The following is a 25,094-nucleotide window of genomic DNA, read 5'->3' on the forward strand; positions in this document are numbered from 1 at the left end:
GGGCCGTGTCGTCCGTTCAGCGCTCCGCTCGGACGTACTGGTCGTAGCCGGCGTCGGTGTCCGTCGTCTTGGTCTTTATCGCCTCCGTCGTCCGCTCGTCGAAGAGGTAGAGGTCCTCCTCCGCGAACCCGAACTCGACGGTCGCCCCCTCGTCGGGGTACACCTCGCTCTCGATGCGCGCGGTCAGGTCGACGTCGCCCATCTGTGTGTAGAGGAAGTTCTCGTTGCCCATCTCCTCGACGACGGTCACCTCGCTCGGCACGCTCCCCTCCGGGTCGAGGCGCAGGTCCTCCGGACGGACGCCGACCCGTACGCGGTCGTGGTCGGCGACGACCGAGTCGTCCGCCAGCGTGTACTCGAACCCGCCCGGACCGGTGAGCGTGCTCCCCTCGACGTCGGCGGTGAACAGGTTGATGCTGGGACTCCCGATGAACCCGGCGACGAACTCGTTGGCCGGCGACCGGTACACGTCGCTCGGCGTGCCGACCTGCTGGAGTTCGCCCCCGTCGAGGATGGCGATGCGGTCGCCCATCGCCATCGCCTCCGTCTGGTCGTGCGTGACGTACGCCGTCGTGACGCCGAGTTCCGCCTGGAGTTCCTGGAGCTCCGTCCGCATCGTCGACCGGAGTTTGGCGTCGAGGTTCGACAGCGGTTCGTCCATCAGGAACACCTCCGGGTCGCGGATGATGGCGCGCCCGAGCGCCACCCGCTGCTGTTGCCCGCCCGAGAGTTCCTTCGGGCGCTGGTCGAGCAGTCGGTCGATACCGAGCAACTCGGTCACCTCCTCGACGCGGGCGTCTATCTCCTCGCTCGACCGCTTCGTCGAGAGGCGCAGCGGGAAGCCGATGTTCTTCCGGACGGTCATGTGGGGGTACAGCGCGTAGTTCTGGAACACCATCGCGACGTCCCGTTCGCGCGCGCGCTGGTCCGTCACCTCCCGACCGTCGAACGCGATGGACCCCTCGGTCACGTCCTCCAGGCCCGCGACGCACCGGAGCGTCGTCGTCTTGCCACAGCCGGACGGCCCGACGAAGACGAGGAACTCCCCGTCCTCGATGGTCAAGTCGAGGTCGTCGACCGCGAGTATCTGTTCACCGTCGTCGCCGAACTCCTTGCGAAGGTTCGTGATGTCGATTGTTGCCATTCGTGATCACCTACTGTTTGACCGACCCCGAGAGGATTCCCTTGATGAAGTACTGCTGCATCGTGAGGAACACGACGAAGATGGGCGTCACCGCGAGCGACGTCGCGACCATTATCTGGTCGAAGTACACCCGCTGTTGACCGACGAGTTCCGCCAGCGCGAGCGGGATGGTGTACATCTGCGGGTCCTGCAGGATGACGAGCGGGTAGAGGAACGCCTGCCACTGATTGAGGAACAGGATGATGGACAGCGCCGCCAGCGACGGCAGCATCGTCGGGAGCGCTATCTTGTAGTACAGTTGGAACTCGGTCGCTCCGTCCATGCGCGCGGACTCCAGGAGCGAGTCGGGGATGGCCTTCATGTTCTGGCGCATCAGGAAGATGCCGAGGGGGTTCGCCGCCCACGGCAGGATGACCGCGAGGTACGAGTTCGTCCACCCCAGTTGGACCATCAGCAGGAACAGCGGGATGATGAGCAACTGGATGGGGAGCACCAGCGTCGCCAGGATGAAGTAGAACAGCGGCTCCTTGAACCGGAACTCGTACTTCGCGAACGCGAAGCCCGCCATCGAACACAGCACGAGCGACAGCGCCGTGTACGACACCGAGATGATGATGCTGTTCCAGATGCTGTTGAGGAAGTCGACGTTCTCCTGAAGCGCGCGGAAGTTCTCGAGGTAGTGCGTCCCCGGGAGCAGGCGCGGCGGCCACGTGAAGAACTCCGACTGCGGGATGGTCGCCGCGACGAGCATCCAGTAGAGCGGGATCATCACCAGGACGGTGACCGTCAGGAGGAAGATGTACCCGCCGAACTTCCAGAGCGCCTCGCGTCGTTCCTCGTCACGCATCGTCGTCACCTCCGTACTGGATCTGGACGATCGACAGGGCGCTCACGATGAGCACGAGGACGACCGAGACGGCGCTGGCGTACCCCAGGTTCAGCTGGAGGAACGCCTGGTTGTAGATGTACTGGACGATGGTGATGGTCGAGTTGCCCGGGCCGCCGCCCGTGATGACGTACGGCTCGGCGAAGATCTGGAACGTGCCGATGGTCGAGGAGACGACGACGAACAACAGCACGGGGCGGAGCTGCGGGACCGTCACGTAGCGGAACTGCTGCCAGCGCGTGGCCCCGTCGATCTCCGCCGCCTCGTACAACTGCTGGGGAACCGTCTGGAGCCCCGCTAGCAGGATGATCATGTTGTACCCCAACCAGCGCCACGTGACCGCGATGACGAGCGTTATCCGGGCCCAGAGCCCCTCACCGAGCCACGGGATGGCGCCGACGCCGATGGACTCCAAGATGTAGTTGATCAGCCCGATGTCGCCGTTGAACAACAGGAGGAAGATGGTCGAGTACGCCACGAGGCCGGTCGCGACCGGCAGAGCGATGAGCGTCCGGAACAGGCTCTTGGCGCGGATGAACTTCGAGTCCAGTACGATGGCGGTCGCGAGTCCGAGACCGACCATCAGCGGCACCTGGATGAAGAAGATGAACGAGGTGTTGAACAGCGCGGTGTGGAACAGCGAGTCCCTGAACACGAGTCGCGTGTAGTGGGAGAGGCCGACGAACTCCAGGTCGGCTATCTGGGGTATCGTCACCGTGAGCGGCCCCATCCGCGCCGTCAACAGGACCTCGTTCGAGACCCCGACGTAGTTGAAAAACGAGAGGTAGATAGTGTACAGCGTCGGGAACAGGAGGAAGATCCCGAACAGGATGAAGAACGGGGAGATGTACACGTACGGCAGCCCCCGCACGTTCGGGACCGTCTCCGAGAGCCCCTGACGGGCGTACCGGACCTGGTCGGAGGCCTGCCGGTACGCCGTCGACGACTGGACTCTCGACTGGATGGAGTTGAGCACCATCGCGGCTACTCTGCCCTCCAGACCGGCGTAGCGACCGGTCTCCTGACGTCCCGTTCGGGCGTGACGTTCGGCGTCGCGGTACCGAGGCGCGTCGTTGTGTCGTCCATGGGAAGTGTGCGTTGTGAAGTGGGGCAGACGGTCGCGGCCGTTACACTACCTCGCGGTCGGTCCGGTCCGCGACGGTCTGGGCGGCGTCCTGCATCGCCTTCTTCGGAGCCTTCCCGTCGTCGATGACGCGCCCGAGTTCCGTCTCGATAGCGTCCTGCACTTCCGGTGTGTCGGTGGTGTACCGGTACGGCTCGATCTCCGTCGCGACGTCGGCGAACAGGCGGAACACCGGCTGTCCGCCGTAGAACTCGAGTTCCTGGTCGTAGATGTCGGCGTCGTACGCCGTCGTCAGCGACGGGAACAGCCCGTACTCCTCGAGCATGTTGTTCTGGACCTCCGGAGTGGTCATCGCCCAGAGACAGTAGTCCCACGCCCGGTCGACGACCGCCTCGTCGTCGATCTGGGAGGGGATGGCCATGTTCGACCCGCCTCGGTTCGAGGCGCGGGTGCCGCCCTCCTCGAACGCCGGCAGCCTGTAGACGCCCCAGTTGCCCGACGTGTCGGGGAGTTCGGCGCGGAGCGTCCCGTCCATCCACGCTGCTGTCGCGACGGAGGCGAGCGACCCCTCGGCGAAGGAGGTGAACCAGCCGCCGGACCACGTCTCGATGCGCGTGGTGATGCCCGCCTCGCTCATCTGCTGGACGAGTTCCGCCACGCGAACGCTCTCCTCGCTCGCGATGTTGACGGCGCCGTCCTCGGTGAACGGCTGGCCGCCAAGCTGGCGGAACAGCATCCGCCACATGCTGGACATGTCCTGCGTCGGGAGGTTTATCATGGCGACGTCGTCGGGCAGTTGCTTGCCGGCCTCGATGAAGGCGTCCCAGGTCGTGATGTCGTCCGGGTTGATGCCCGCCTCCTCGTACTTGTCCCGCTTGTAGAACACGCCGGTTGGACCGATGTCCCACGGGAGGGCGTAGTCGCTCCCGCTGATGCTGACCGTCTGCCACTTCCCGTCGACGATGTCGTCGCGTATGTCCGCGTCGTCGATTCGGCTCGTGAGGTCTGTGAGACCGTCGATGTCGGCGTACGCCGTCACGTCGTAGTTCTGGACCACCGAGAAGTCGGGCGCGCCCGTCCCGCTCGTGATGGCCGTCTGGAACCGCTGCTCCCAGGCGTCACCGCCGAGCACCTCGACCGATATCTCGCCGTCGTTCTGCTCGTTGTACGTCTCGGCGGCCATCTGGAGCGACTCGGCCGCGATGTTCCACCCCCAACCGTTCGCGGACGGAGCCATCTGCGACGACCCGGACCCGCCGTCGGTCCCGGTGCTCCCGCCACCGCCGTCGGTTCCCTCGCCGCTGTCCCCGCCGGTCTCGGTCTCGCTTCCGCCGGTGCTGACGCTACATCCCGCCAGACTGGCCGCTCCTGCCACGCCGAGCGACTGGATGAACTGACGACGTCGTCTATCCGGGTCCGTAGACTCGGGCATTGCAATCGATTCTCACCGAGAGAGACGTATGAATGTTTCGGAACGTCATTATCAATCGACCGGGACGGCGAACCGAAACATCGCCCGACGGCGGGCGCACGAGCGGACTCGCGTCGCACCGGGCGGGGTCACCGCCCGAGCCTCGATTCGGTGCCGCTCGGTCCCGTTCAGTTCAGGTCCAGTACGCCGGCCATCGCCTCGTCGGGGTCGCCGGTCGGCGAGAACTCACAGCCCACGCACCCCTCGTACCCCGCGTCGTCGATGGCGTCGAACACGTTGGCGTAGTTCAGTTCGCCCGTTCCGGGTTCGTGCCGCCCCGGAACGTCGGCCACGTGGACGTGACCGATGTGTTCGACGTTCTCCGTGATGGTCTGGATGACGTTCCCCTCCGTTATCTGCTGGTGGTAGACGTCGTACAGTAGCGCGACGCTCGGCGAGTCCACCTCCTCGACGATTTCGAACCCCTCGTCGCTCGTCGTGAGGTAGTACCCCGGGTGGTCGACCACCGTGTTCAGCGGTTCGAGCGCGAGCGTGACGCCCGCGTCCTCGGCGGCGGGGGCGACCCGCGAGAGCACGTCCACGATGGTCCCGTGTTGCGTCTCGCGGTCCAGTCCGTCCTGGTCGGGACCGGTCGTCACGATGAGCGTCGGAATCCCGCGCTCGGCCGCCGTCTCGACCGACTCGCGAATCGTCTCGACGGCGTCGTCGGCCGCCTCGGGGTCGGTCAGCGTACCGCCGGCCGTGCAGGCGACGACGTCGACGCCGGCCTCCTCGGCGGCCGCCTCCACGGCGTCGAGGTCCTTCTCGCGCCAGTCCCAGAACTCGACGGCGTCGACGCCGGCGCGCCCCGCGCGGCGGATACGGTCTTCGAACGGTTCGTCGTCGTACACCATCTCCACGCAGACGGACAGGCGGACCATCAGTCCTCACCCGCCGGGTTCGGCGTGAGCGCGCCCGAGTCGAGCATCGCCTGCAGCGGGTTGTCCTCGATGTCGAGCGGCAGGTCGACCCGGCCGCGGCGCCGGGACGACTCCCACGTCGCGAAGATGAGTTCCGTCGCGTTGAGGGCGTTCTCCGCGCAGAGTTCGGGCGTCTCCCCCTCGTCGAGACACCGGACGTTCTCCGCGATGGCGCGGTCGACGAACTCCCAGCCGTGCAGGCCGTCCTCGGTGTCGACGGCCTCCCAGTCGCCGCCGTCGCGCCGGATTCGCAGCGCCGGCAGGTCCTCGTTCTCGTCGTCGCTCTCGGGGCCCACCTCGATGACGCCGTCCGTCCCGACGAGTCGGTTGTGGCACGCGAACGCGTCGGCGGGGCCGCCCCCGGTACTGTCGGACGCCGCGACGCCGTGGACGCCGTTCTCGTACTCCCAGTGGACGATGGCCTGGTTCTCGTTGTGCGTGCCGAACAGGACGTTCTCCTCGGAGTAGTCTATCTGACCGAGCACCCACGAGCCGGGGGTCTCGTCGTTGAAGTAGTTGCAGAGGTCGAACGAGTGGCTCCCGTAGTCGAAGATGCCGACCGGCGCGGCGAACTCGACGCGCGTCAGGTCGCCGATCTGGCCGTCGTCGAGGAGTTCCTTCGCGGTCCGGACCGCGTCGCTGAACCGCCGCTGGTGGTTGAAGGTGAGCTGAACGTCGTGGCGCGCCGCCTCCTGCGTCATCAACTTCGCCCCGGCGTACGTGTCGGCCATCGGCTTCTCGCAGTGGATGGCGTCGACGACTCCGCTCCGGATGCAGTCGACGGCGATGTCGTCGTGGATGGCGGGCGGCACGCAGATGGAGACGACGTCGGGTTCCACCGCCGTCAGCATCTCCCCGTAGTCCTCGTAGACGGCGTCGTCGTCGAGGCCGAACTCGTCGGCGAACGCCCGCGCGTTCTCGGGGACGATGTCGGCGCACGCGACGATGTCGCAGTCGTCCTGTTTCTCGTACCCCGCCGCGTGGTGGTACGCCATCGCGTACCCGTCCCGCCCGGGGTCGTCCGGTTCCGTCCCAGTGCCGATGACGGCGACGCTGTACGTCACGATTTCGAACGGCGTCGGTCGAGACAAAACGGTTCCTGAAGCGGCAACCGAACGCGCGGTCGGCGGTGCTCCGGTGGGCGGGCGGAGGGACCCGAAAGGATAAACGGACGGCTTCGGTGTCGGACAGCATGAACGACTGGACCGACCCCGGGACGGTCGGACGGAACCGGTTGGCACCGCACGCGGACGTCCTGCCGTACCCCGACCGCGGAACCGCTCTGAGCGGCAGTCGGAGCGCGTCGCCGTGGGTCGCGTCGCTGAACGGGCGGTGGCAGTTCGACCTCGCTGAGACGCCGGCCGACGCGCCCGAGGGCGTCTCTGCCCCGGGATACGACGCGACCGACTGGGGCCGCATCGAGGTCCCGCTGAACTGGCAACTCGACGGACACGGCGCGCCCCACTACACGAACGTGGTCTACCCGTTCCCGGTCGACCCGCCGCACGTCCCGACGGAGAACCCCACTGCGACGTACCGGCGGTCGTTCCACGTCGACGAGTTGTGGAGCGACCGACAGGTTCGCCTCCGCTTCGAGGGCGTCGACTCGGCGTTTCACCTCCGGGTGAACGGCGAGCGGGTCGGCTACAGCGAGGGCGCGCGCCTCCCCGCGGAGTTCGACGTCACCGAGCACGTCGACCCCGGCGAGAACACCGTCGCCGTGCGCGTCTACAAGTGGTCGAACGGGAGCTACCTCGAGGACCAGGACATGTGGTGGCTCAGCGGCATCTTCCGGGACGTGTACGCGTACGCCGTCCCGGAGACGCACGTCTCGGACGTCGACGTGCGGGCGGGTCTGGACGACGAGTACGTCGACGGGCAGTTCCGGGCGGACGTCGACCTGAGTAACGCGGGGGACGCCGCGGACGCCACCACTGTCGAGACCAGACTCCTCGACGCCGGCGGGGCGACGGTCGCGGAGTTCCGGTCGTCGGCCGACGTCGAACCCGGCGGGACGACCACGGTGACCGTCGAGGAGACGCTCGAGGACCCCGAGAAGTGGACGGCTGAGACCCCGGCGTGTCACACCCTCCTCGTCTCGGTGTTCGACGGAGACGAGGAGAGCGAACCGACCGAGGTAGTCACACAGCAGGTCGGGTTCCGCGAGGTCGAAATCGTCGACGGGCAGTTCCTCGTCAACGGCGAGGCGGTGACGATTCGTGGCGTGAACCGCCACGACTTCCACCCCGACCGGGGGCGGGCCGTCCCCGTCGAGACGATGCGCGAGGACGTCGAGATGATGAAGCGGCACAACCTCAACGCCGTCCGCACTGCGCACTACCCCAACGACAGCCGCTTCTACGACCTGTGTGACGAGTACGGCCTGTACGTCGTCGACGAGACGGACATCGAGTGTCACGGGATGGAGTTCGCCCCCTCGACCGACCACCTCAGCGACGACCCGGACTGGGAGGACGCGTACGTCGACCGGATGGTCCGGATGCTCGAACGCGACAAGAACCACCCGAGCGTCGTCGTCTGGTCGCTCGGCAACGAGTCGGGGTTCGGCGACAACCACCGGACCATGGCCGCGGAGACCCGGGAGCGCGACCCGACGCGCCCCGTCCACTACGAACCCGACACGGAACAGGAGGTGTCCGACATCGTCGGACCGATGTACCCGCCGTGGGAGCAACTCGAGGCGTGGGCCGCCGAGGAGGAGTACGACCACCCGGTCATCCTCTGTGAGTACGCCCACGCGATGGGGAACGGACCGGGGAACCTCCGGGAGTACTGGGAGATGTTTCACGACCACGACCGACTGCAGGGCGGGTTCGTGTGGGACTGGATCGACCAGGGTATCCGGCGGACGACCGACGACGGCGAGGAGTGGTTCGCGTACGGCGGCGACTTCGGCGACGAACCCAACGACGCCAACTTCAACATCAACGGGCTGGTGTTCCCGGACCGCGAACCCTCGCCGGGGCTGACCGAGTACAAGAAGGTCGTCGAACCGGTCGCGTTCGACGGCGACGCCGCGTCTGGCGAACTCACCGTGGAGAACCGATACGACTTCCGCTCGCTGGACCACCTCGACGCGACGTGGCGCCTACTGGCCGACGGCCGCACCGTCGAGAGCGGCAGTCTCGACCTCCCCTCGCTCGACCCGGGCGAGACGGCGGCCGTCGACGTGCCCGTGGACCCCGACTCGGTCGGCGCGGCCGGCGAGCGAATCCTCGCGCTCGACGTCTCGCTCGCCCGCGACGCGGCGTGGGCCGAGCGCGGCCACGTCGTCTCGACGGCGGAGTTCGACCTGCCCGACGGCGACCCGGCCCGACCCCCCGGCGGGACGACGGCGCCGCTGACGTGCGAGTCGACCGACGAGGGCCTCGTCGTCTCGAGCGCGGAGTTCGAACTCGTCTTCGACGAGGCGCACGGCGTCGTCGACTCGCTCTCGTACCGGGGACGACCGCTCGTCGAGGACGGCCCGCGGGTCGGCCTGTGGCGCGCGCCGACCGACAACGACCGCGGGCTCCCGCTCTCGCGGGTGTTCCTCTCGACGATGGTCGACCGGTACGAGAGCGGCACGCCGCTGGAAGCGGACGACGTTCGCACCGTCGGGTTCGAGCAGCGCTGGCGCGAGCACGGACTCGACAGCCTCGGGTTCCGGGCCGACGCGGTGGACCACGAGGTAGAGGGTGACGAGCGGGTGCGCATCTCCGTCGAGGGACGCCTCGCTCCACCCGTCTTCGACCACGCGTTCGGCGTCGAACAGGAGTACACCGTCGGCCACGACGGCGCGGTCACCGTCGATACCCGCCTCACTCCCGAGGGTGACCTGTCGCGCCTGCCGTCGCTCCCCCGCGTCGGGGTCGACCTGACGCTCGCCGACGCCTTCGACCGGGTGACCTGGTACGGACGCGGCCCGGGCGAGTCCTACGTCGACAGCGAGGCGGCCGCCCGCCTCGGGCGGTACGCGCGCTCGGTCGACGCGCTCCACACCCCCTACGTCCGCCCGCAGGAGAACGGGAACCGGACCGACACGCGGTGGGTGACGTTCGCCGACGAGGCGGGCGTCGGCGTCCGCGTCACCGGGTCGAGCGCGTTCGACTTCGGCGCGCACCGGTACAGCGTCGAGGACCTGGAGGCGGCCGACCACCGGCACGAGGTCCCCACCCGCGACGCGGTGTGGGTGTCGCTCGACCACGCGCACTGCGGGTTGGGGACGGGGAGTTGCGGACCACCCACGCTCGACCGGTACCGAGTCCCGGCCGAGGAGACGGCGTTCTCCTTCGAGTTCCGGCCGTTCGAGACGGACCGGGTCGAGTAGGACGCCCGGGAGAACCGAGAGCCGAAACCGAGACGCTCGGGCGGGCGGAAGTGCGCCCGCCGGTCGGAACGACCCTCGTCCGGTACTGCCGGAGGGGAGTCGGGTCGGTGTGTGCGGTCCGTCGAGGTCCTACCACTCCGCGATGCTGCCGTCCTCGTGCCGCCAGACGGGGTTGTGCCAGTTCACCGTCTTCTCGGACTGCTCGCGGACGTACTCCTCGTTTATCTCCACTCCCAGTCCCGGAGATTGCGGGATGGAGACGGAGCCGTCCTCGTACTCGAAGACGCTCGGGTCGGCCAGGTAGTCGAGTACGTCCGACGTCTCGTTGTAGTGGATGTTCAGGCTCTGCTCCTGGATGAGCGCGTTCGGCGTGCAGGCGTCGACCTGGACGCACGACGCGAGCGCGACGGGACCCAGCGGGCAGTGGGGGGCGAGCGCCACGTCGTACGCTTCCGCCATGCTCGCAATCTTCTTCACCTCGGTGATGCCGCCGGCGTGCGAGAGGTCGGGCTGAATCACGTCGACGGCGCCGCCCTCGAACACCTGCTTGAAGTCCCACCGCGAGTACATCCGCTCGCCGGTGGCGATGGGGATAGTCGTGTGGGCCGCGATACCCGGAAGCGCGTCGTTGTGTTCCGGCAGGACCGGTTCCTCGATGAACATCGGGTCGTACGGTTCCAGCGCCTTCGCGAGGCGTTTCGCCATGGGCTTCGTGACGCGGCCGTGGAAGTCGACGCCGATGTCGACGCCGTCGCCGACGGCCTCCCTGACCTTCCGCAGTCGGTCGACGGCGTCCTCGACCGTCCCGGGGTCGTCGACGCGCTCCAGTTCTTCCGTCGCGTTCATCTTCAGCGCCGAGAAGCCCGCCTCGACCTTCTGTCGGGCCTCGGCGGCGACCTCCGAGGGGCGGTCGCCGCCGATCCACTGGTAGACCCGAATGCTGTCGCGCGCCGCGCCGCCGAGCAGTTCGTACACCGGCGCGCCGAGGCGTTTCCCCTTGAGGTCCCACAGCGCCTGGTCGACGCCTGCGATGGCCGACATCAGCACCGGCCCGCCGCGGTAGAACCCGCCGCGGTACATCGTCTGCCAGTGGTCCTCGATCGGAGCGACCGGTTCGCCGAGGAGGTAGCCGTCCATGAGTTCCTCGACGGCCGCCCGAACCGTCTTCGACCGACCCTCGACGACCGGTTCCCCCCAGCCGACGAGTCCGTCGCTCGTCTCGAGGCGCAAGAACAGCCACCGCGGCGGCACCTCGAACAGTTCGTAGTCGACGATTCGGCCCGTCGCCGTGTCCTCGTTGTCGGAAGCGTGCGTGTCTGATGGCATGGGTTGTCGGTGCGTCCGTCGTCGCGCGACCGGGCGGACGGACGACGCCGTCTCGGCGTCTCCGCCGAGTGATGTCGGGCGTCGACATTCACTCTTTCCCCCGCGGGACGAACGGTTCGGACGTCCGGTCGTTTCCCATCGGTGAATAGGGGCCGGTCGTCACGGCCCAATCCGACTATTATTCGTTCCGGATTCAGGGAAAGATGACTCGAGTCGGACCACACGGGGCACTACCGTTCTCCGATAGCGAACGCTTTTGCTCGCGGATACCGTTCGGGGTTCATGGCCAAGAACGGGACGATGGTGAAGGCGACCGCGACGTGTTTCGACATCATCGAGCAGGTGCAGGCGGACGGCGGAAGCGGGGTCAGCGAACTGGCCCGCGAGGTCGGGCTCTCGAAGAGCGCCGTCTACAAGCACGTCCAGACGCTCACCCGGCTTGGCTACCTGGTCCGGCGCGGCGACGAGTACCACTTGAGCCTGCGGTTCCTGGCGCTCGGACGACGGGCACGCGACCGGCTCCCGTTCGACGTGGTGGAACCGGTCGTCACGCAACTCGCCGAGACGACGGGCCACACGACGAACTTCCTGGTCCGGGAGAACGATCACGCCGTCCACGCGCTCGGCATCAACCGGGAAAGGAGCGACCGGGCGCGCCGGGAAGAGGGAGACGTCGTCCCCCTGCACGCGACAGCCGGCGGAAAAGCGATTCTGGCGTACCTCGACGACGACGAACGGGAGGAAATCGTCGACAGGGTTGGCCTCCCGGCGCTCACCGACAAGACGATCACCGACCGGTCGGCGCTGGAGGAGGAACTCCAGTCGATTCGTGACAGACGGGTCGCGTTCGACCGGGAGGAGTTCGACGAGGGAGTCCAGTGCGTGGCGTCGCCGATTCTCGACGGCGCCGAGCGACCCGTCGGGTCGATAAGCGCCACCGGGACCGTCCAGTACCTGTCGGGAAAGCGGCTCGAAGAGGACGTCGTCGGCCTGGTCATCTCCGCGGCCAAGACCGTTGAGCGGGAGATCAGGACCTCGTGAGTCCGAACCAACCCGGCCCCTACCACGTCGACCCGTCGTCCGCTCCGGTCGCCCCCGCTCTGCGGGACCGGGCCCCCAGCACGGTGGCGCTCGTTGACACGAAAGCGCCCGACGTCGACGGTCTCGGCGCCTTCGCTCCGCGGGCGGCGCCTCGCCGTAGCTCCCGGCTCACTACAGGAATTACAACCGTATATTTGTAATCGTCTACTCCCAGACGCGTCGACCGACCAGTCGCCCACCGAGGACAGATATACTCAGATATTGTTATATTTCGAATCCGAGCAGAAATAGTGTACTTCGCTCGGTTCGAACCGAGGAGTGGACTCGACCGCGTTCACGGGGTCCGCGAGCGAGGAATTCTCGGTCGATACCGGCTCGACGGAACTCGTGGAGCCGACTCCGCTTCGGGCCCGGCTCCACCCTCTTCTCGTCGTCTATTCGCCGTTCGCGGCCCGCTGAACGACATGCCGCGGAACAGGTAATGAATATAATATGATTATGATAAGTACATAGAATATATTGCCTTTTCTATCTGGTTCGAGGACCTACGAGTGCTCGGCGCTCGAATCAGCAAGCGATTAGCTTCGCGGTCGCGTGGAGAGAGACGTGAGCGACCCGGACGACGCGTTCCACCCGGACGAGACGCGCCGCGCCCTGCTCCGTAGCGTTGCGGAGGACGTTCGGGGCGAATCGAGCGAGTCGAGGCAGCTTTCCGCACTGCTGTACCGCGTGTCCGACCTGTACGACCCGGACGAGGACACCTCGCCCGAAGAGATCTACCGGAACGTCCGGCACATCATGGAGATAAAGGACCGCGGCGGGTTGCGGCGGGAGTGAGTCGACGCGGGTCCCCGAACCCGGCTGGCCGCCGGAACTACTGGAACGTGCGGCCGAGGTCGGCCTCGCGCTCCTCGCGGGCCTCCCGGTTCTGGAACCGCTGTTCGATCTCGCGGTAGCGCTCGCGCGTCTCCTCGGTGACCGACGGGTTCACCTCGTCGAGTGCGTCCTCGAAGTGCTCCATCGTCACCCGCACGTTGCCGACGGAGTCGTCGATCTCGTCGGGAGTCACCGACTCGATGAACTCCCGGGAGGCGTTCATCGACGCCTCGCGACAGACCGCCTCGATGTCGGCGCCGACGTACCCCTCGGTCCGGCGGGCGAGTTTGTCGAGGTCGACGTCGTCCGCGAGCGGTTTGTGTTTGGTGTGTACCTCGAAGATCTTCCGGCGGGCGTCCTCGTCGGGCACGGGCACGTGGACGTGCCTGTCGAGACGGCCCGGCCGCAACAGCGCGGAGTCGATGAGGTCCGGCCGGTTCGTGGTGGCGATGACGACCACGTCCTCGAGCGTCTCCAGCCCGTCGAGTTCGGTGAGCAGTTGGGAGACGACCCGTTCGCTCACGCCGGAGTCGCTGGTGTTCTTCCCGCGTTCGGTCGCGATGGCGTCGATCTCGTCGAAGAAGACGATGGTCGGCGCGTTCTCGCGGGCCTTGCTGAACACCTCGCGCACCCCCTTCTCGGACTCGCCCACGAACTTGTTCAGCAGTTCCGGTCCCTTCACGGAGATGAAGTTGGACTCGGACTCGTTGGCGACGGCCTTCGCGAGCAGGGTCTTCCCCGTGCCGGGGGGACCGTACATCAACACGCCCTTCGCCGACTCCATGTCCATCGCCTCGAACACCTCGGGGTAGTCGAGCGGCCACTGGATGGTCTCGCGGAGGCGCTCCTTGGTGCTCTCCAGTCCGCCGACGTCCTCCCAGACCACGTCGGGCACCTCGACGAACACCTCCCGGAGCGCGGAGGGTTCGACGCCCTTCATGGCGTCTTTCACGTCGGCGTCGGTGATCTCGATGGACTCGAGGACCTCCGCGTCGATCTCGTCGGCCTCCAGGTCGAGTTGCGGACGGATGCGCCGGAGCGCGTTCATCCCGGCCTCCTTCGCCAGCGACTCGAGGTCGGCGCCGACGAACCCGTGGGTCGACTCGGCGTACTCGTCGAGGTCCACGCCGTCCGTCAGCGGCATGTTCCGGGTGTGGACCTGCAGGATCTCCTTGCGGCCGTCACGGTCGGGGACGCCGATCTCGATCTCGCGGTCGAACCGCCCGCCGCGCCGGAGCGCGGGGTCGATGGCGTCGACCCGGTTGGTCGCGCCGATGACGACGACCTCGCCGCGCTCCTCCAGCCCGTCCATCAGCGAGAGGAGCTGGGCGACGACCCGGCGCTCCACGTCGCCGCCGGCCTCCTCGCGCTTGGGCGCGATGGAGTCGAGTTCGTCCATGAAGATGATGGCCGGGGCGTTCTCGGACGCCTCCTCGAACACCTCGCGGAGCTGTTCTTCCGACTCGCCGTAGTACTTCGACATGATCTCCGGCCCGGAGACGGTGTGGAAGTGCGCGTCGATCTCGTTGGCGACGGCCTTGGCGATGAGCGTCTTCCCCGTGCCGGGCGGGCCGTGCAGGAGCACGCCCTTCGGCGGCTCGATACCGAGGCGCTTGAACAGTTCCGGGTGGCGCATCGGCAACTCGATCATCTCGCGGACCTGTTCGAGTTCGGAGTCGAGTCCCCCGATGTCCTCGTATGTCACGTCGGGCGTCTCCGCGTCGCCCGCGGCGCTCTCGGTTATCTCCTCGGCGGGGCGCTCGCTTATCTCCACCTCGGTCGAGTCCGTGATGACGACCGTCCCCGACGGGGAGGTGGAGGCGACCTTCAGCGGGACGGCCTGCGAGCCGCCGCCCATGAGTCCCAGCCCCAGCGGGAACCGGATAGTCTGGCCCTGCGTGACGGGCTGGCCCGAGAGCTTGTCCCGGATGATGGAGCCGACGTTCCCGCGGATGCCGAACTGCTGCGGGAGCGCGATGGTGATGCGCTGGGCGGGTTCGACGTCGGCGGCTTCGACCTCCACGCGGTCGTCGATGCCGACGCCGGCCTCCTGGCGGAGCTGGCCGTCGATACGGACGACCTTGGTGTCGTCGTCCTCCGGGTAGCCGGGCCACACGCGCGCGATGGCGGTCGAGTCGCCCGAGATGCGGATGTAGTCGCCCCCGGACAGGCCGAGTTCGTCGGCGGCGACGCGGTCGATGGCCGCCAGTCGGCGACCCGCGTCCTTCTGCTTGAGCGGTTTGACGGTGAGCTTCATCGTTCGACCCTGATGGTGAGTACGCCGTTGTGGGTGTCAACACTTGCGGCCGGGCCGGGGAGGTCGAACTCGAACTCGTCCTCGCCCCCCTCGCGGTCGACGACCACGATGGCGGTCTCGTCGACGACGTCGACGGAGACGGCTCCCTCCCCCGTGTTCAGGTCGGCCGCCACGACGGTCCCGTCGTCGTACTCGTAGCGACGCACGAACCGCTCTTGCCGACCAGTCGAGTATCGTTGACTCATCTTGCTAACGACAAGTAATCGTCGTGAGTATTTAACTGTTTCCCCGGCTAGTCCCGCGTCGTCTTCCGGTTCGTCGAACTGGCGGTCGTGTTGCGGTTCACCGCGACAGCGTCCGGTGCACGCCTTTATGCTCGCCGGTCCGAACGGGGCGGTATGGAGACGGTCGACCATCGGGGGCGGGAGACGGCGTACCGCGTCTCGGACCGCGGCGGCGACGGGCCACCGCTCCTCTGTATTCACGGGAGCGGTGGAACGGCGGACGTCTGGCGAGCGCAGACGCGGCTCGCCGACCGCGCCTCGGTTGCGGCGCTCGATCTGAGCGGCCACGGGGAGAGCGACGACGTCGACGCGACCGCCGGGCCGGAGGCGCTCGAGGCGTACGCCGACGACGTGACTGCCGTCGCGCGAGCCGTCGGCGCGCGCGCGCTCGTCGGCACCTCGCTGGGAGGGGCCGTCGCGATGTGGGTCGCGCTCGAGCGTGACCTCCCGGTCGACGGACTCGTCCTCGCGGGGACCGGCGCGCGGCTCGCGGTCCTCGACGACCTGCTCGGCTGGCTGGCGGACGACTTCGAGCGTGCGGTCGAGTTCCTCCACGCCGAGGACCGTCTGTTTCACGACCCGGACGAACGCTACGTCGACCAGTCGGCGGCGGCGATGCGCGAGACGGGCCGCGCCGTGACCGAGCGCGACTTCCGGACCTGCCACGCGTTCGACGTCCGCGACCGGGTGGACGCCGTCGACGTGCCGGCGGTCGCCGTCGTCGGCGAGTACGACCAGTTGACGCCGCGCCACTACCACGAGTACCTCGCGGACGAGATGCCCGACTGCGACCTAGCCGTCGTCGAGGACGCCGCCCACCTCGCGATGCTCGAACGGCCGACGGCGTTCAACGCGGCCGTCGAGTCGCTCCTCGACCGGCTCTGACCCGGCGCACGGGCGTCCCGCCGACCCGGCCGTGAGACGAACGAGAACGAGCGTTTAGGTACCAGAACGCGGGCAGGCTCCTCGTGACCTGATTCCCCCCCCCCGGGGCGCCACGCGGTCGTGCGGCCACGCGTCCCGGGGCGCGTTCGGCCGCCGGTCAGCACCCCGCTCAGTACAGGTCGTCGACGCCGGTTTCCACGTGACTGTGCTCCTCGCCCGGGAACTCGCCGCGTTCGACCGCCGCCGTGAACCCGGAGACGGCGCGCTCCATCTCGGCGCGCACGTCACCGAACTGCTCGGCGAACGGCGGCGACCGCTCGCTCAGTCCGAGCACGTCGGTGACGACGAGCACCTGCCCGTCCGTGTCGGGGCCGGCCCCGATACCGATGGTCGGAACGTCGAGCGCGTCGGTGACCTGCGCCGCGAGGTTCGCGGGGACGTGCTCGAGAACGAGCGAGAACGCCCCCGCCGCCTCGTGGTCGCGCGCGAGCTCGAGGATGCCCTCTGCCGCGTCGCGGTCGGTGCCCTGACGCCGGTACCCCCCGAGTTGGTTCACGTGCTGAGGGGTGAGTCCGAGGTGCGCCATCACCGGGATGCCGAGGTCCGCGAGTCGCTCGGTCAACTCGACGGTGTGCGGTCCGCTCTCCAGTTTGACCGCGTCCGCGTTCGCCTCCTTGAGCAACAGCCCCGCGTTCTCGACGCTCTCGGCGTCGTCGACGCCGAAGGAGAGGAACGGCATGTCGGCGACGACGAGGGCGTCGTCCGTCGCGCGCGCCACCGCGGCCGTCCTGCTCTTCACCTCCTCGAACGTCACCGGGAGCGTCGAGTCGTAGCCGAGCACCGCGTTCCCCATGCTGTCCCCGACGAGGACGGCGTCGACGCCGGCCGCCTCGACGACGGCGGCCGTGGGTGCGTCGTACGCCGTGAGCATGGTTATCGGCTCGTTCCCCGCCTTCTCCCGGAGGGTTCGCGTGGTCGTCATGCGCGGGTCTTCGAGAGCGACGACGTAAATCCGTGCGGTCCGCACGACGGCGGGGACGCGGGAGTCGCGGGCGAACCGACACGGCCTTTGCTCGCGTCGGCGAACCCGCTGACGTGCCCGAGCGCGTCGAGCGGACCGACCCGGACGGAGTCGACTTCGGCTGGGTGATGCAGACGACGTTCGTCCTCACCATCGCGGCCGGCGCACCGCTCGTCGCCGCGCTGTCGACGACGACGACGCTCCCGACGTGGGACGCCCGCGCGGAGTTCGCCGTCCGCGTCGGTGCGGTCGTCTGGTTCTGCACCGCCGTCGCGGTGTTCTGGTACGCGCGGACGTACCGTGCGTGAGCGTGGAGATCGAGCGCGCTGTCGCGGTCAGGTCAGACGTAGACGAACGAGACGCCGGCCCGGTCGGCCGTCACGGCGTCCCGCTCGGAGTCGCCCACGAACAGCGCGTGCTCGGGCGACACGCCGAGGTCGTCGAGCGCCGCGAGCAGCGGCGCCGGGTCGGGCTTGTACGTTCCGACGGTGTCGCGCCCCACCACCGCGTCGACGTGGTCGGCGAGTCCGTGCGTGTCGAGCGCCAGCCGGCAGGCCGCCTCGCAGTTGAGCGAGCAGACGCCCGTCGGCACCGAGAGCGGGAGGTGGTCGGCGTGCGCGAGCCGCTGCGAGCGCCGCGCGCCGTCGCACTCGTGCTCGGAGAGTATCGCCTCCACCTCGGCGCGGAGGCCGACTTCGTCGGCCCGGTCGAGGTACGTCCAGAGGTCCTCACCGTCGGCGTCGTGTCCGTTGCGCTCGAACAACGCGGCCGCCTCCGCCTCGGCGGCGTCCCAGTCGACCGCGAGGTGGACGAGCGTCCCGTCGAGGTCGAACACGACGGCGTCGTACCCGTCGTACGTTCCGCCGGCGGTCGGGGCGGCCGTCATCCGAGCAGCTCCCGCGCGATGATCTTCTTCTGTATCTCGGTCGTCCCCTCGTAGATGGTCGTCACCTTCGAGTCGCGGTAGAACCGCTCGACGTCGAACTCGGCCATGTAACCGTAGCCGCCGTGAATCTGGACCGCCTCGTTCGTCACGTCGACGGCCGACTCGCTCGCGAAGTACTTCGCCATCGACGCCAGTAGTCGAGAATCCTCGCCCGCGTCCGACTGCCGCGCCGCCTCCCGAACCAGGAGACGCGACGCCTGGGTCTTCGTCGCCATCTCGGCGACCTTGTGGCGGATGGTCTGGAACGCCGCGATGGGCCGGTCGAACTGCTCCCGTTCGCCCGCGTACTCCGTCGCCGCGTCGAGCGCGGCCTGTGCGACGCCGACCGCCTGCGCCGCGATGGCGATGCGGCCGCCCGTGAGGACGTGGAACGCCGAGGCGAGTCCCTCCCCGTCGGGCGTGAGCCGGTACCGCTCGGGGAGTCTGACCCCGTCGAACCGCATCTGGACCGTGTCGGACGCGCGCAGGCCCAGTTTCTCCTCCTTGCGTCCCACCTCGACGCCGTCGAAGTCCGCGGGAACGAGGAACTGCGTGATGGAGCGCGGGTCGTCGCGGTCGGTCTTCGCGAAGACGACGTAGACGCCGGCGCGCGCGCCGTTGGTTATCCACTGCTTGTCGCCCGTCAGGACGTACTCGTCGCCCTCGCGGGTCGCGGTGGTCGACATCTCGGCGGGGTTCGAGCCGGCGTCCGGTTCCGAGAGACAGAACGCCCCCACCGGGCGGCCGTCGACCATCTCGGGGAGCCACTCGTCTTTCACGCGCTGGCTCCCGAACTCGGCGATGCAGGAGGTGGCGAGACAGTGGACCGACAGCGCCGTCGCGACGGCCAACTGGCCGTACGCCAACTCCTCGTTCACGACCGCGTACGTCGAGCGGTCCGCGTGGTAGCCGCCGTACTCCGCCGGGACCGTCAGCCCGGTCAAGTCGAGGGCCGCGAGGTCGTCCCAGACGTCCTCGGGGAACGCCCCCTCGGCGTCGGCCTCGCGCGCGCCCGGCCGGACCTCCTCGACCGCGAACTCGCGGACGAGTTCGCGAACGGCCCGCTCTTCGGCAGACAGCGCGGAGGGCGAGTACGAGTACGCGTTCGCCATACCCCCGAGTGCGGGCCGCGGGGTTAAAACGTGTCTCTCTCTCGCGTTCGACCGCCGCGTCAGCCCCGCGAGCGGAGCGCCGCGACCACCTCGTCGGCGTCGGCCGAGAGGCCGCCCCCCTGCGCGAACGTCGGGCCGCCGCCGCCGCCGCCGCCGAACTCGTCGGTGAGGTCCGCGACGACGTCGCCCGCGTCCACGTCGCCGTCGCTGGCGACGACGACGAACGGCGCGTCCCCCTCGCCGACGACGGCCACGACCGACGCGCCGTCGTCGACCCGCTGTTTCGCCCGCTCGCCGACCGCGTTGGCGTCGAAGCCGTCGACGCTCCCGACGAGCCACGTCCGGCCGTCGCGCTCCACGCCGTCGAGGTCCGCGAGGCGGGCGTCGAGCGCCTCCGCGCGGAGGTCCGCGAGTTCGGCCTCCAGGTCGTCGCGCTCCGCGCGCAGTCGCCGCGCCTCGTCGGCGAGCGTCTCGACGCTCGTGCCGAGTTCTCGCGCCGCCGCGAGCGCCGCCCGGTGGTCCCGCGCCCGGCGCTCGATGCCCGCCGGCCCGACGGCGAACTCGACTCGCGTCAGTCCCTCGCCCGGGTTCGAGCGGTCGAGGACGGTGACCGGTCCGATTTCGCGCGTGTTCGAGACGTGTGTGCCTCCACAGGCGGCCCAGTCCCAGCCGTCGACGGTGACGACCCTGACCGCGTCGGCGTCGGCCATCACGCCCTCCTCGGTCTTGGTGTTGAAGGCCACCTCCTCGCGGCCGCGCGCCTCGTCGACGGGTACCTCCTCCCAGGACACCGCGCGGGAGTCCCACACCGCGCGGTTGACCAACCGCTCCAACTCGACCAGCACGTCGTCGTCGATGTCGGTCGAAGTGGTGAAGTCGACCCGGACCTTCCCGCTGACGGCGTCGCCGTCGCTCCGCTGGTCCTCCGGGACGGCGCCGATGCCGAACCCGCCGTACCCCAGGTCGTCGAGCAGGTCGCGCCCCGCGCCGTACAGCGCGTGGCTCGCGGTGTGTGCCCGCATGCAGTACGTCCGGAACTCGTCGTCGACGACGCCCGTCACGGTGTCGCCCGGGTCGGCCGACGGCGCCTCGGCCAGCGTGTGGACGACCGTCCCGTCGCCCGCCGCCTGCACGTCGGTCACCTCGACCCCGGCGAGCGTCCCCCGGTCGGCCGGCTGGCCGCCCGCCTCGGCGTAGAAGTACGTCTCGTCCAGCACGACGTCGGTCCCGTCGACGCTGTGTACCGTCGTCTCGAACTCCCGGACCCCGGGTTCCGCGGGGGCCAGCGTGCCGCTCATGCACGCGAGTGGACGCCCGGACGGGAAAAGTGAGTCGCCCGCGGCAGTCGCTTACTGTTCCACGAGGCGCACGTCGAGTCTGTCCTCCAGTTCCCGGACGAACGACCCGCCGACGCCCGCGCGGGCGGCGCGACCCTGTTCGACCGCGAGCACGTCCTCCTCGTCGGCGTCGAGTTCGGCCGCGAGTTCCTCGGACGTGAGCCCCGCCTCCTGTCTCGCCGCCTCCACGCGCTCGCCGTACCCCTTCACGAGGTACGGGAGGCGGTCCTCCTCGTAGTCGGTCCCCTCCTCCTCCCACCGCTTGCGGTTCCCCTGGGAGGCGTCGAGCATCCGTGCGGTGTTCTGCGCGGCGCGCTTCCTCCGGTTCGGCTCGGTGTCGTCGCGCGACCCGCCCTCCTGCTCGGACTGCTTGCGCTCCGTCGAGCGGTTCTCGCCGTGGGGCGCGCAGCTAGAGCAGACGAGCAGGTCCGCTCCCGCCACGTTCGTCCGCGTGAGGTTCACGTCCTCTCGCCCGCACAGTTCGCAGGCGTCGCCCGACCCCCCGCCGCCGCCGCCCCCCGTAGAGTACTTGGCCATACGCCATTGTAGCGGCCCTGTCGATTTGAAACCCGCGTTTCCGTCGGTTGCCGCTGGTCGGATTCGGCGGCCGACCGACGAGCACGAGACGTCGTTCGAGCCGGGGTACACGACCGACTCCGGGAGGCGCGGGGACGGACTCGGACTGGCGTACATCGACGAGTTCGTCGAGGCGTACGGGTGGACGTGTGCGCTGACCGAGAGCGAGACGGGCGGCGCCCGGTTCAGGTTCACCGGCGTGACCCCCCGAGTGACACCAGACGGCGGTTCGGCGGACGCTCAGCCGGCGCGCTCGACCGAACCCGTCCCGACGGCGGCGTCGCCTCGGATGACAAGAGTCAGGCGGGTCGCCGACGGACGGTGGCGTATGAACGACGACTCGGAGCGCGCGTTCCGCATCGAGACCGACGCCGTCCACGCCGGGCAGGAACCCGACGAGGAGACGGGCGCGCTGATGACGCCCATCTACGCCAACTCCACGTACGAGCAGGACGCCCCCGGCGACCACCGCGGCTACGAGTACAGCCGGACGGGCAACCCGACGCGGACGGACCTGGAGGCGAACCTCGCGGCGCTGGAGGGGGGTGCGTACGGCCGCGCGTTCTCCTCTGGCATGGGCTCTATCAACACGGTGCTGAACCTGCTCGAGGCCGGCGACCACGTCGTCGCCGGCGACGACGTGTACGGCGGCACCCACCGCATCTTCACGCAGGTGTACGACAAGTACGACCTCTCGTTCGACTTCGTGGACACGACCGACCACGACGCGGTGCGCGACGCGATGCGCGAGTCGACGGAACTCGTGTGGGTCGAGACGCCGACCAACCCGCTGATGAACGTGAACGACATCGGCGCGCTCGCGACCATCGCCCACGAGTACGACGCGCTGTGTGCGGTCGACAACACCTTCGCGACGCCGTACCTCCAGCGTCCGCTCGAACACGGCGCCGACATCGTCTCGCACTCGCTCACCAAGTACCTCGGCGGCCACTCGGACGTGGTGGGCGGTGCGCTCGTCACCGACGACGAGGCGCTCGACGCGGACGTCGGATTCTACCAGAACTCGGTGGGCGCGACGCCGTCGCCGTTCGACTGCTTCCTCGTGCTCCGCGGGACCAAGACCCTGCCCGTGCGGATGGACCGGCACTGCGAGAACGCGACGGAACTCGCTCGCTGGCTGGACGCCCACGACGCCGTCGACCGGGTGTACTACCCGGGGCTGGAGTCGCACCCGCACCACGAACTCGCCGCCGAGCAGATGGACGACTTCGGCGGCATGCTCTCGTTCGAGGTGGACGGCACGCTCGAACAGGCCTCGACGGTGGTCGAGGAGACGGAGGTGTTCGCGCTCGCGGAGAGCCTCGGCGGCGTCGAGAGCCTCATCGAACAGCCCGCGGCGATGACGCACGCCGCCATCCCGCGCGAGGAGCGCCTCGCCGCCGGCCTGACCGACGGCCTGGTCCGCGTCTCGGTGGGCATCGAGCACGTCGACGACATGAAAACAGACCTCGACGCCGCGTTCGACGCGGCGCTGTGACCCGGTAGCTCGCGTCCGAGGGGGTGGCAGACGGGGGTCACGCCGCCGCCGGACTCGCGGCAAACATCGCCGTCCCCGCCCGAATCCGAACCGTCTTATGGACGTGTGACAGACGGGCGCACAATGAGTTACCGAGTCGGCGTCCTCGGCGCGACGGGCGCAGTGGGCCAGCGGTTCATCCAGTTGCTCGACGACCACCCGACGTTCGAGTTGGCGTGCGTCACCGCGAGCGACGCGAGCGCGGGCGTCCCGTACGCGGAGGCGGCCAAGTGGCGCGTCGACACTCCCATCCCCGACGACGTAGCCGACCTCACGGTCAGAGAGACCAGCGCGGACGCGCTCCCGGACGACCTGGACCTGCTGTTCTCCTCGCTCCCCTCCGGCGTCGCCGCCGAGGTGGAACCCGACCTGTGCGAGGCGGGCTACGTCGTCTCCTCGAACTCCTCGAACGACCGGCTGGCCGACGACGTGCCGCTCACCATCCCCGAGGTGAATCCGGGACACCTCGACGTCATCGAGGTCCAGCGGGAGACGCGCGGGTGGGACGGCGCGCTCGTGAAGAACCCCAACTGCTCGACCATCACGATGGTGCCGACGCTGGCCGCCCTCGACGAGTTCGGGCTGGAGCGCGTCCACGTCTCGACGCTCCAGGCGGTGTCCGGCGCGGGCTACTCGGGCGTCACGTCGATGGAGATACTCGACAACGCCATCCCGCACATCGGCGGGGAGGAGGAGAAGATGGAGCGCGAGAGCCGGAAGCTGCTCGGCTCGTTCGACGGCGCGGAACTCGCCGACCACGAGGTGGAAGTCGCCGCCTCGTGCAACCGCATCCCGACGCTCGACGGCCACCTGGAGAACGTGTTCGCCGAACTCGCCGAGGACGCCTCGCCCGAGGACGTGCGCGAGACGCTGGCGGCGTACCCCGGCGCGGACCTCCACTCCTCGCCGGACCCGCTCATCCACGTGTTCGGGCCGGAGAACCCCGAGCGTCCCCAGCCGCGGATGGACCGCATGCGCGGCGACGGGATGCAGGTGGTCGCCGGCGGCGTGCAGTCGACGCCGCGCGGCGTGAAGTACAACTGCCTCGCGCACAATACCATTCGCGGCGCGGCCGGCGCGTCGGTGCTCAACGGCGAACTGCTCGCGAACGACGGCTGGCTCTGAGCGGGCGCGGCCGCCAGCACACTATTCACCCCGACGGTCGTGGAACGCGAGGATGGAGATGGAACACGTGACCGTGCAGGGCGTAGACGTACCGGCCGTCGGGCTGGGGACGTGGCGGCTCGAGGGCCGCGAGTGTCGACGTACGGTCGCCGACGCGCTGGAACTGGGCTACCGCCACATCGACACCGCACAGGCGTACGACAACGAGGCGGACGTGGGCGCCGCCATCGCCGGGTCGGACGTCGACCGCGAGGACCTGTTCGTCGCGACGAAACTCGACGGCGACCACCGCGCTGCCGCCGACGTTCGGGCGGGCGTCGAGGCGAGCCTCGACCGACTCGGACTCGACCGGGTGGACCTGCTGTACGTCCACTGGCCGAACGACGGGATGCCGCTCGTCGACGACGTGCTCCCGGACTGGGCCGACATCCCCGAACCACTCGCGCCCGACTCGGCGTCGGTCTCGACGGGCGAGACGCTAGACGCGATGGCCGACCTGCGCGAGGCGGGGAGGGTGGACCACCTCGGCGTGAGCAACTTCGGCCCCGAGCGGCTGAAGGCCGCCCGCAAGCGCGCCGACGCGCCCGTCCTCGCCGACCAGGTGCAGTACCACCCGTACTGGGACCAGTCCGACCTGCTCGACTACTGCCTGCGCGAGGACGTGCTCGTCACCGCGTACAGCCCGCTCGGGCAGGGCGGCGTGCTCCGCGACGACCGGCTGAAACGCATCGGGCGGCGGTACGGGAAGTCGCCCGCGCAGGTGGCGATTCGCTGGCTCGTCCAGCAGTCGGGCGTCTGTGCGATTCCGAAGGCGACGAGCCGCGAGCACCTCGCGGCCAACCTCGACGTGTTCGACTTCGAACTCACGGACGCCGAGATGCTGGCGGTCCGCCAGCCGTCGAAGCTCCGCACGGCGAAGAGCATCGCGCAGGGGCAGGGACCGTTCTGAGGCGCCGG

At 68.9% G+C, this 25,094-nt stretch carries 22 protein-coding genes; 8 read left to right on the forward strand and 14 right to left on the reverse strand.

From position 1 onward, the window contains the following. Positions 1-16 precede the first annotated feature (16 nt). The 6 genes from AC6RUA_RS01225 to AC6RUA_RS01250 all read right to left on the reverse strand — a co-directional run bounded on the left by AC6RUA_RS01225 (position 17) and on the right by AC6RUA_RS01250 (position 6,569). Positions 17-1,144, reverse strand: a complete 1,128-nt coding sequence (locus AC6RUA_RS01225) for an ABC transporter ATP-binding protein (RefSeq protein ID WP_499814141.1) — start codon at positions 1,142-1,144, stop codon at positions 17-19. A gap of 10 nt (positions 1,145-1,154) precedes the next feature. Next, on the reverse strand, positions 1,155-1,991 hold the full coding sequence (locus tag AC6RUA_RS01230; RefSeq protein ID WP_499814142.1) for a carbohydrate ABC transporter permease: 837 nt from the start codon (positions 1,989-1,991) through the stop codon (positions 1,155-1,157). After that, positions 1,984-3,009 (reverse strand): carbohydrate ABC transporter permease, encoded by a 1,026-nt coding sequence (locus AC6RUA_RS01235; protein WP_499814143.1) that lies wholly within the window; start codon positions 3,007-3,009, stop codon positions 1,984-1,986. Before AC6RUA_RS01235 ends, AC6RUA_RS01230 begins: the two co-directional genes overlap by 8 nt. Before the next feature lie 148 nt (positions 3,010-3,157). Then, positions 3,158-4,546, reverse strand: coding sequence for an extracellular solute-binding protein (locus AC6RUA_RS01240; protein WP_499814144.1), 1,389 nt, complete (start codon positions 4,544-4,546; stop codon positions 3,158-3,160). A gap of 167 nt (positions 4,547-4,713) precedes the next feature. Further along, positions 4,714-5,466, reverse strand: a complete 753-nt coding sequence (locus AC6RUA_RS01245; RefSeq protein ID WP_499814145.1) for a hydroxypyruvate isomerase family protein — start codon at positions 5,464-5,466, stop codon at positions 4,714-4,716. Then, positions 5,466-6,569: a Gfo/Idh/MocA family protein gene (locus AC6RUA_RS01250; protein ID WP_499814146.1), complete on the reverse strand. Its 1,104-nt coding sequence runs from the start codon at positions 6,567-6,569 to the stop codon at positions 5,466-5,468. The genes AC6RUA_RS01245 and AC6RUA_RS01250 overlap by 1 nt, the downstream gene beginning before the upstream one ends. 128 nt (positions 6,570-6,697) lie before the next feature. On the opposite strand from AC6RUA_RS01250, the gene AC6RUA_RS01255 reads away from it, so the two are divergent. After that, complete coding sequence (locus AC6RUA_RS01255) at positions 6,698-9,835, forward strand: glycoside hydrolase family 2 TIM barrel-domain containing protein (protein ID WP_499814147.1); 3,138 nt, start codon at positions 6,698-6,700, stop codon at positions 9,833-9,835. Positions 9,836-9,964: 129 nt separating this feature from the next. On the opposite strand, the gene dgoD is transcribed toward AC6RUA_RS01255, so the two are convergent. After that, entirely contained in the window at positions 9,965-11,161 is a 1,197-nt protein-coding gene (gene dgoD, locus AC6RUA_RS01260) for a galactonate dehydratase (RefSeq protein ID WP_499814148.1), read from the reverse strand. 282 nt (positions 11,162-11,443) lie between these two features. On the opposite strand from dgoD, the gene AC6RUA_RS01265 reads away from it, so the two are divergent. Continuing rightward, positions 11,444-12,202, forward strand: a complete 759-nt coding sequence (locus AC6RUA_RS01265; RefSeq protein ID WP_499814149.1) for an IclR family transcriptional regulator — start codon at positions 11,444-11,446, stop codon at positions 12,200-12,202. A gap of 594 nt (positions 12,203-12,796) precedes the next feature. Next, a complete protein-coding gene (locus AC6RUA_RS01270) occupies positions 12,797-13,039 on the forward strand; it encodes a DUF7976 family protein (RefSeq protein WP_499814150.1) in 243 nt (80 codons plus the stop codon). A 37-nt stretch (positions 13,040-13,076) separates the two neighbouring features. Here the strand turns inward: AC6RUA_RS01270 and AC6RUA_RS01275 are convergent, their stop codons facing one another. Next, on the reverse strand, positions 13,077-15,335 hold the full coding sequence (locus tag AC6RUA_RS01275) for a CDC48 family AAA ATPase (RefSeq protein WP_499814151.1): 2,259 nt from the start codon (positions 15,333-15,335) through the stop codon (positions 13,077-13,079). Next, positions 15,332-15,580, reverse strand: a complete 249-nt coding sequence (locus AC6RUA_RS01280) for a DUF7127 family protein (protein ID WP_499814152.1) — start codon at positions 15,578-15,580, stop codon at positions 15,332-15,334. The genes AC6RUA_RS01275 and AC6RUA_RS01280 overlap by 4 nt, the downstream gene beginning before the upstream one ends. 153 nt (positions 15,581-15,733) lie before the next feature. Between AC6RUA_RS01280 and AC6RUA_RS01285 the strand changes: the two genes are divergently transcribed. Further along, positions 15,734-16,504, forward strand: coding sequence for an alpha/beta fold hydrolase (locus AC6RUA_RS01285; RefSeq protein ID WP_499814153.1), 771 nt, complete (start codon positions 15,734-15,736; stop codon positions 16,502-16,504). A gap of 169 nt (positions 16,505-16,673) precedes the next feature. On the opposite strand, the gene panB is transcribed toward AC6RUA_RS01285, so the two are convergent. Further along, positions 16,674-17,486: a 3-methyl-2-oxobutanoate hydroxymethyltransferase gene (gene panB / locus AC6RUA_RS01290; RefSeq protein ID WP_499814154.1), complete on the reverse strand. Its 813-nt coding sequence runs from the start codon at positions 17,484-17,486 to the stop codon at positions 16,674-16,676. Between the two features lie 113 nt (positions 17,487-17,599). On the opposite strand from panB, the gene AC6RUA_RS01295 reads away from it, so the two are divergent. Further along, on the forward strand, positions 17,600-17,833 hold the full coding sequence (locus AC6RUA_RS01295) for a DUF5822 domain-containing protein (protein WP_499814155.1): 234 nt from the start codon (positions 17,600-17,602) through the stop codon (positions 17,831-17,833). 32 nt (positions 17,834-17,865) lie between these two features. On the opposite strand, the gene AC6RUA_RS01300 is transcribed toward AC6RUA_RS01295, so the two are convergent. From AC6RUA_RS01300 to AC6RUA_RS01315, 4 genes are read right to left on the reverse strand one after another with little or no spacing between them, the layout of a single operon-like run. Further along, positions 17,866-18,411, reverse strand: coding sequence for an HAD family hydrolase (locus AC6RUA_RS01300; protein ID WP_499814156.1), 546 nt, complete (start codon positions 18,409-18,411; stop codon positions 17,866-17,868). After that, entirely contained in the window at positions 18,408-19,562 is a 1,155-nt protein-coding gene (locus tag AC6RUA_RS01305) for an acyl-CoA dehydrogenase family protein (protein WP_499814157.1), read from the reverse strand. The genes AC6RUA_RS01300 and AC6RUA_RS01305 overlap by 4 nt, the downstream gene beginning before the upstream one ends. Before the next feature lie 59 nt (positions 19,563-19,621). Next, on the reverse strand, positions 19,622-20,860 hold the full coding sequence (locus tag AC6RUA_RS01310; protein WP_499814158.1) for an alanyl-tRNA editing protein: 1,239 nt from the start codon (positions 20,858-20,860) through the stop codon (positions 19,622-19,624). Positions 20,861-20,911: 51 nt separating this feature from the next. Next, complete coding sequence (locus AC6RUA_RS01315) at positions 20,912-21,436, reverse strand: transcriptional regulator (protein ID WP_499814159.1); 525 nt, start codon at positions 21,434-21,436, stop codon at positions 20,912-20,914. Between the two features lie 367 nt (positions 21,437-21,803). Between AC6RUA_RS01315 and AC6RUA_RS01320 the strand changes: the two genes are divergently transcribed. From AC6RUA_RS01320 to AC6RUA_RS01330, 3 genes are all read left to right on the forward strand, one after another. Further along, a complete protein-coding gene (locus tag AC6RUA_RS01320; protein ID WP_499814160.1) occupies positions 21,804-22,973 on the forward strand; it encodes a cystathionine gamma-synthase in 1,170 nt (389 codons plus the stop codon). Positions 22,974-23,096: 123 nt separating this feature from the next. Next, positions 23,097-24,137, forward strand: coding sequence for an aspartate-semialdehyde dehydrogenase (gene asd / locus AC6RUA_RS01325; protein ID WP_499814161.1), 1,041 nt, complete (start codon positions 23,097-23,099; stop codon positions 24,135-24,137). A gap of 58 nt (positions 24,138-24,195) precedes the next feature. Beyond that, positions 24,196-25,086, forward strand: coding sequence for an aldo/keto reductase (locus tag AC6RUA_RS01330; protein ID WP_499814162.1), 891 nt, complete (start codon positions 24,196-24,198; stop codon positions 25,084-25,086). Positions 25,087-25,094: the final 8 nt, after the last annotated feature.

Source organism: Halorarum sp. SLYT50 (genome assembly GCF_059821265.1).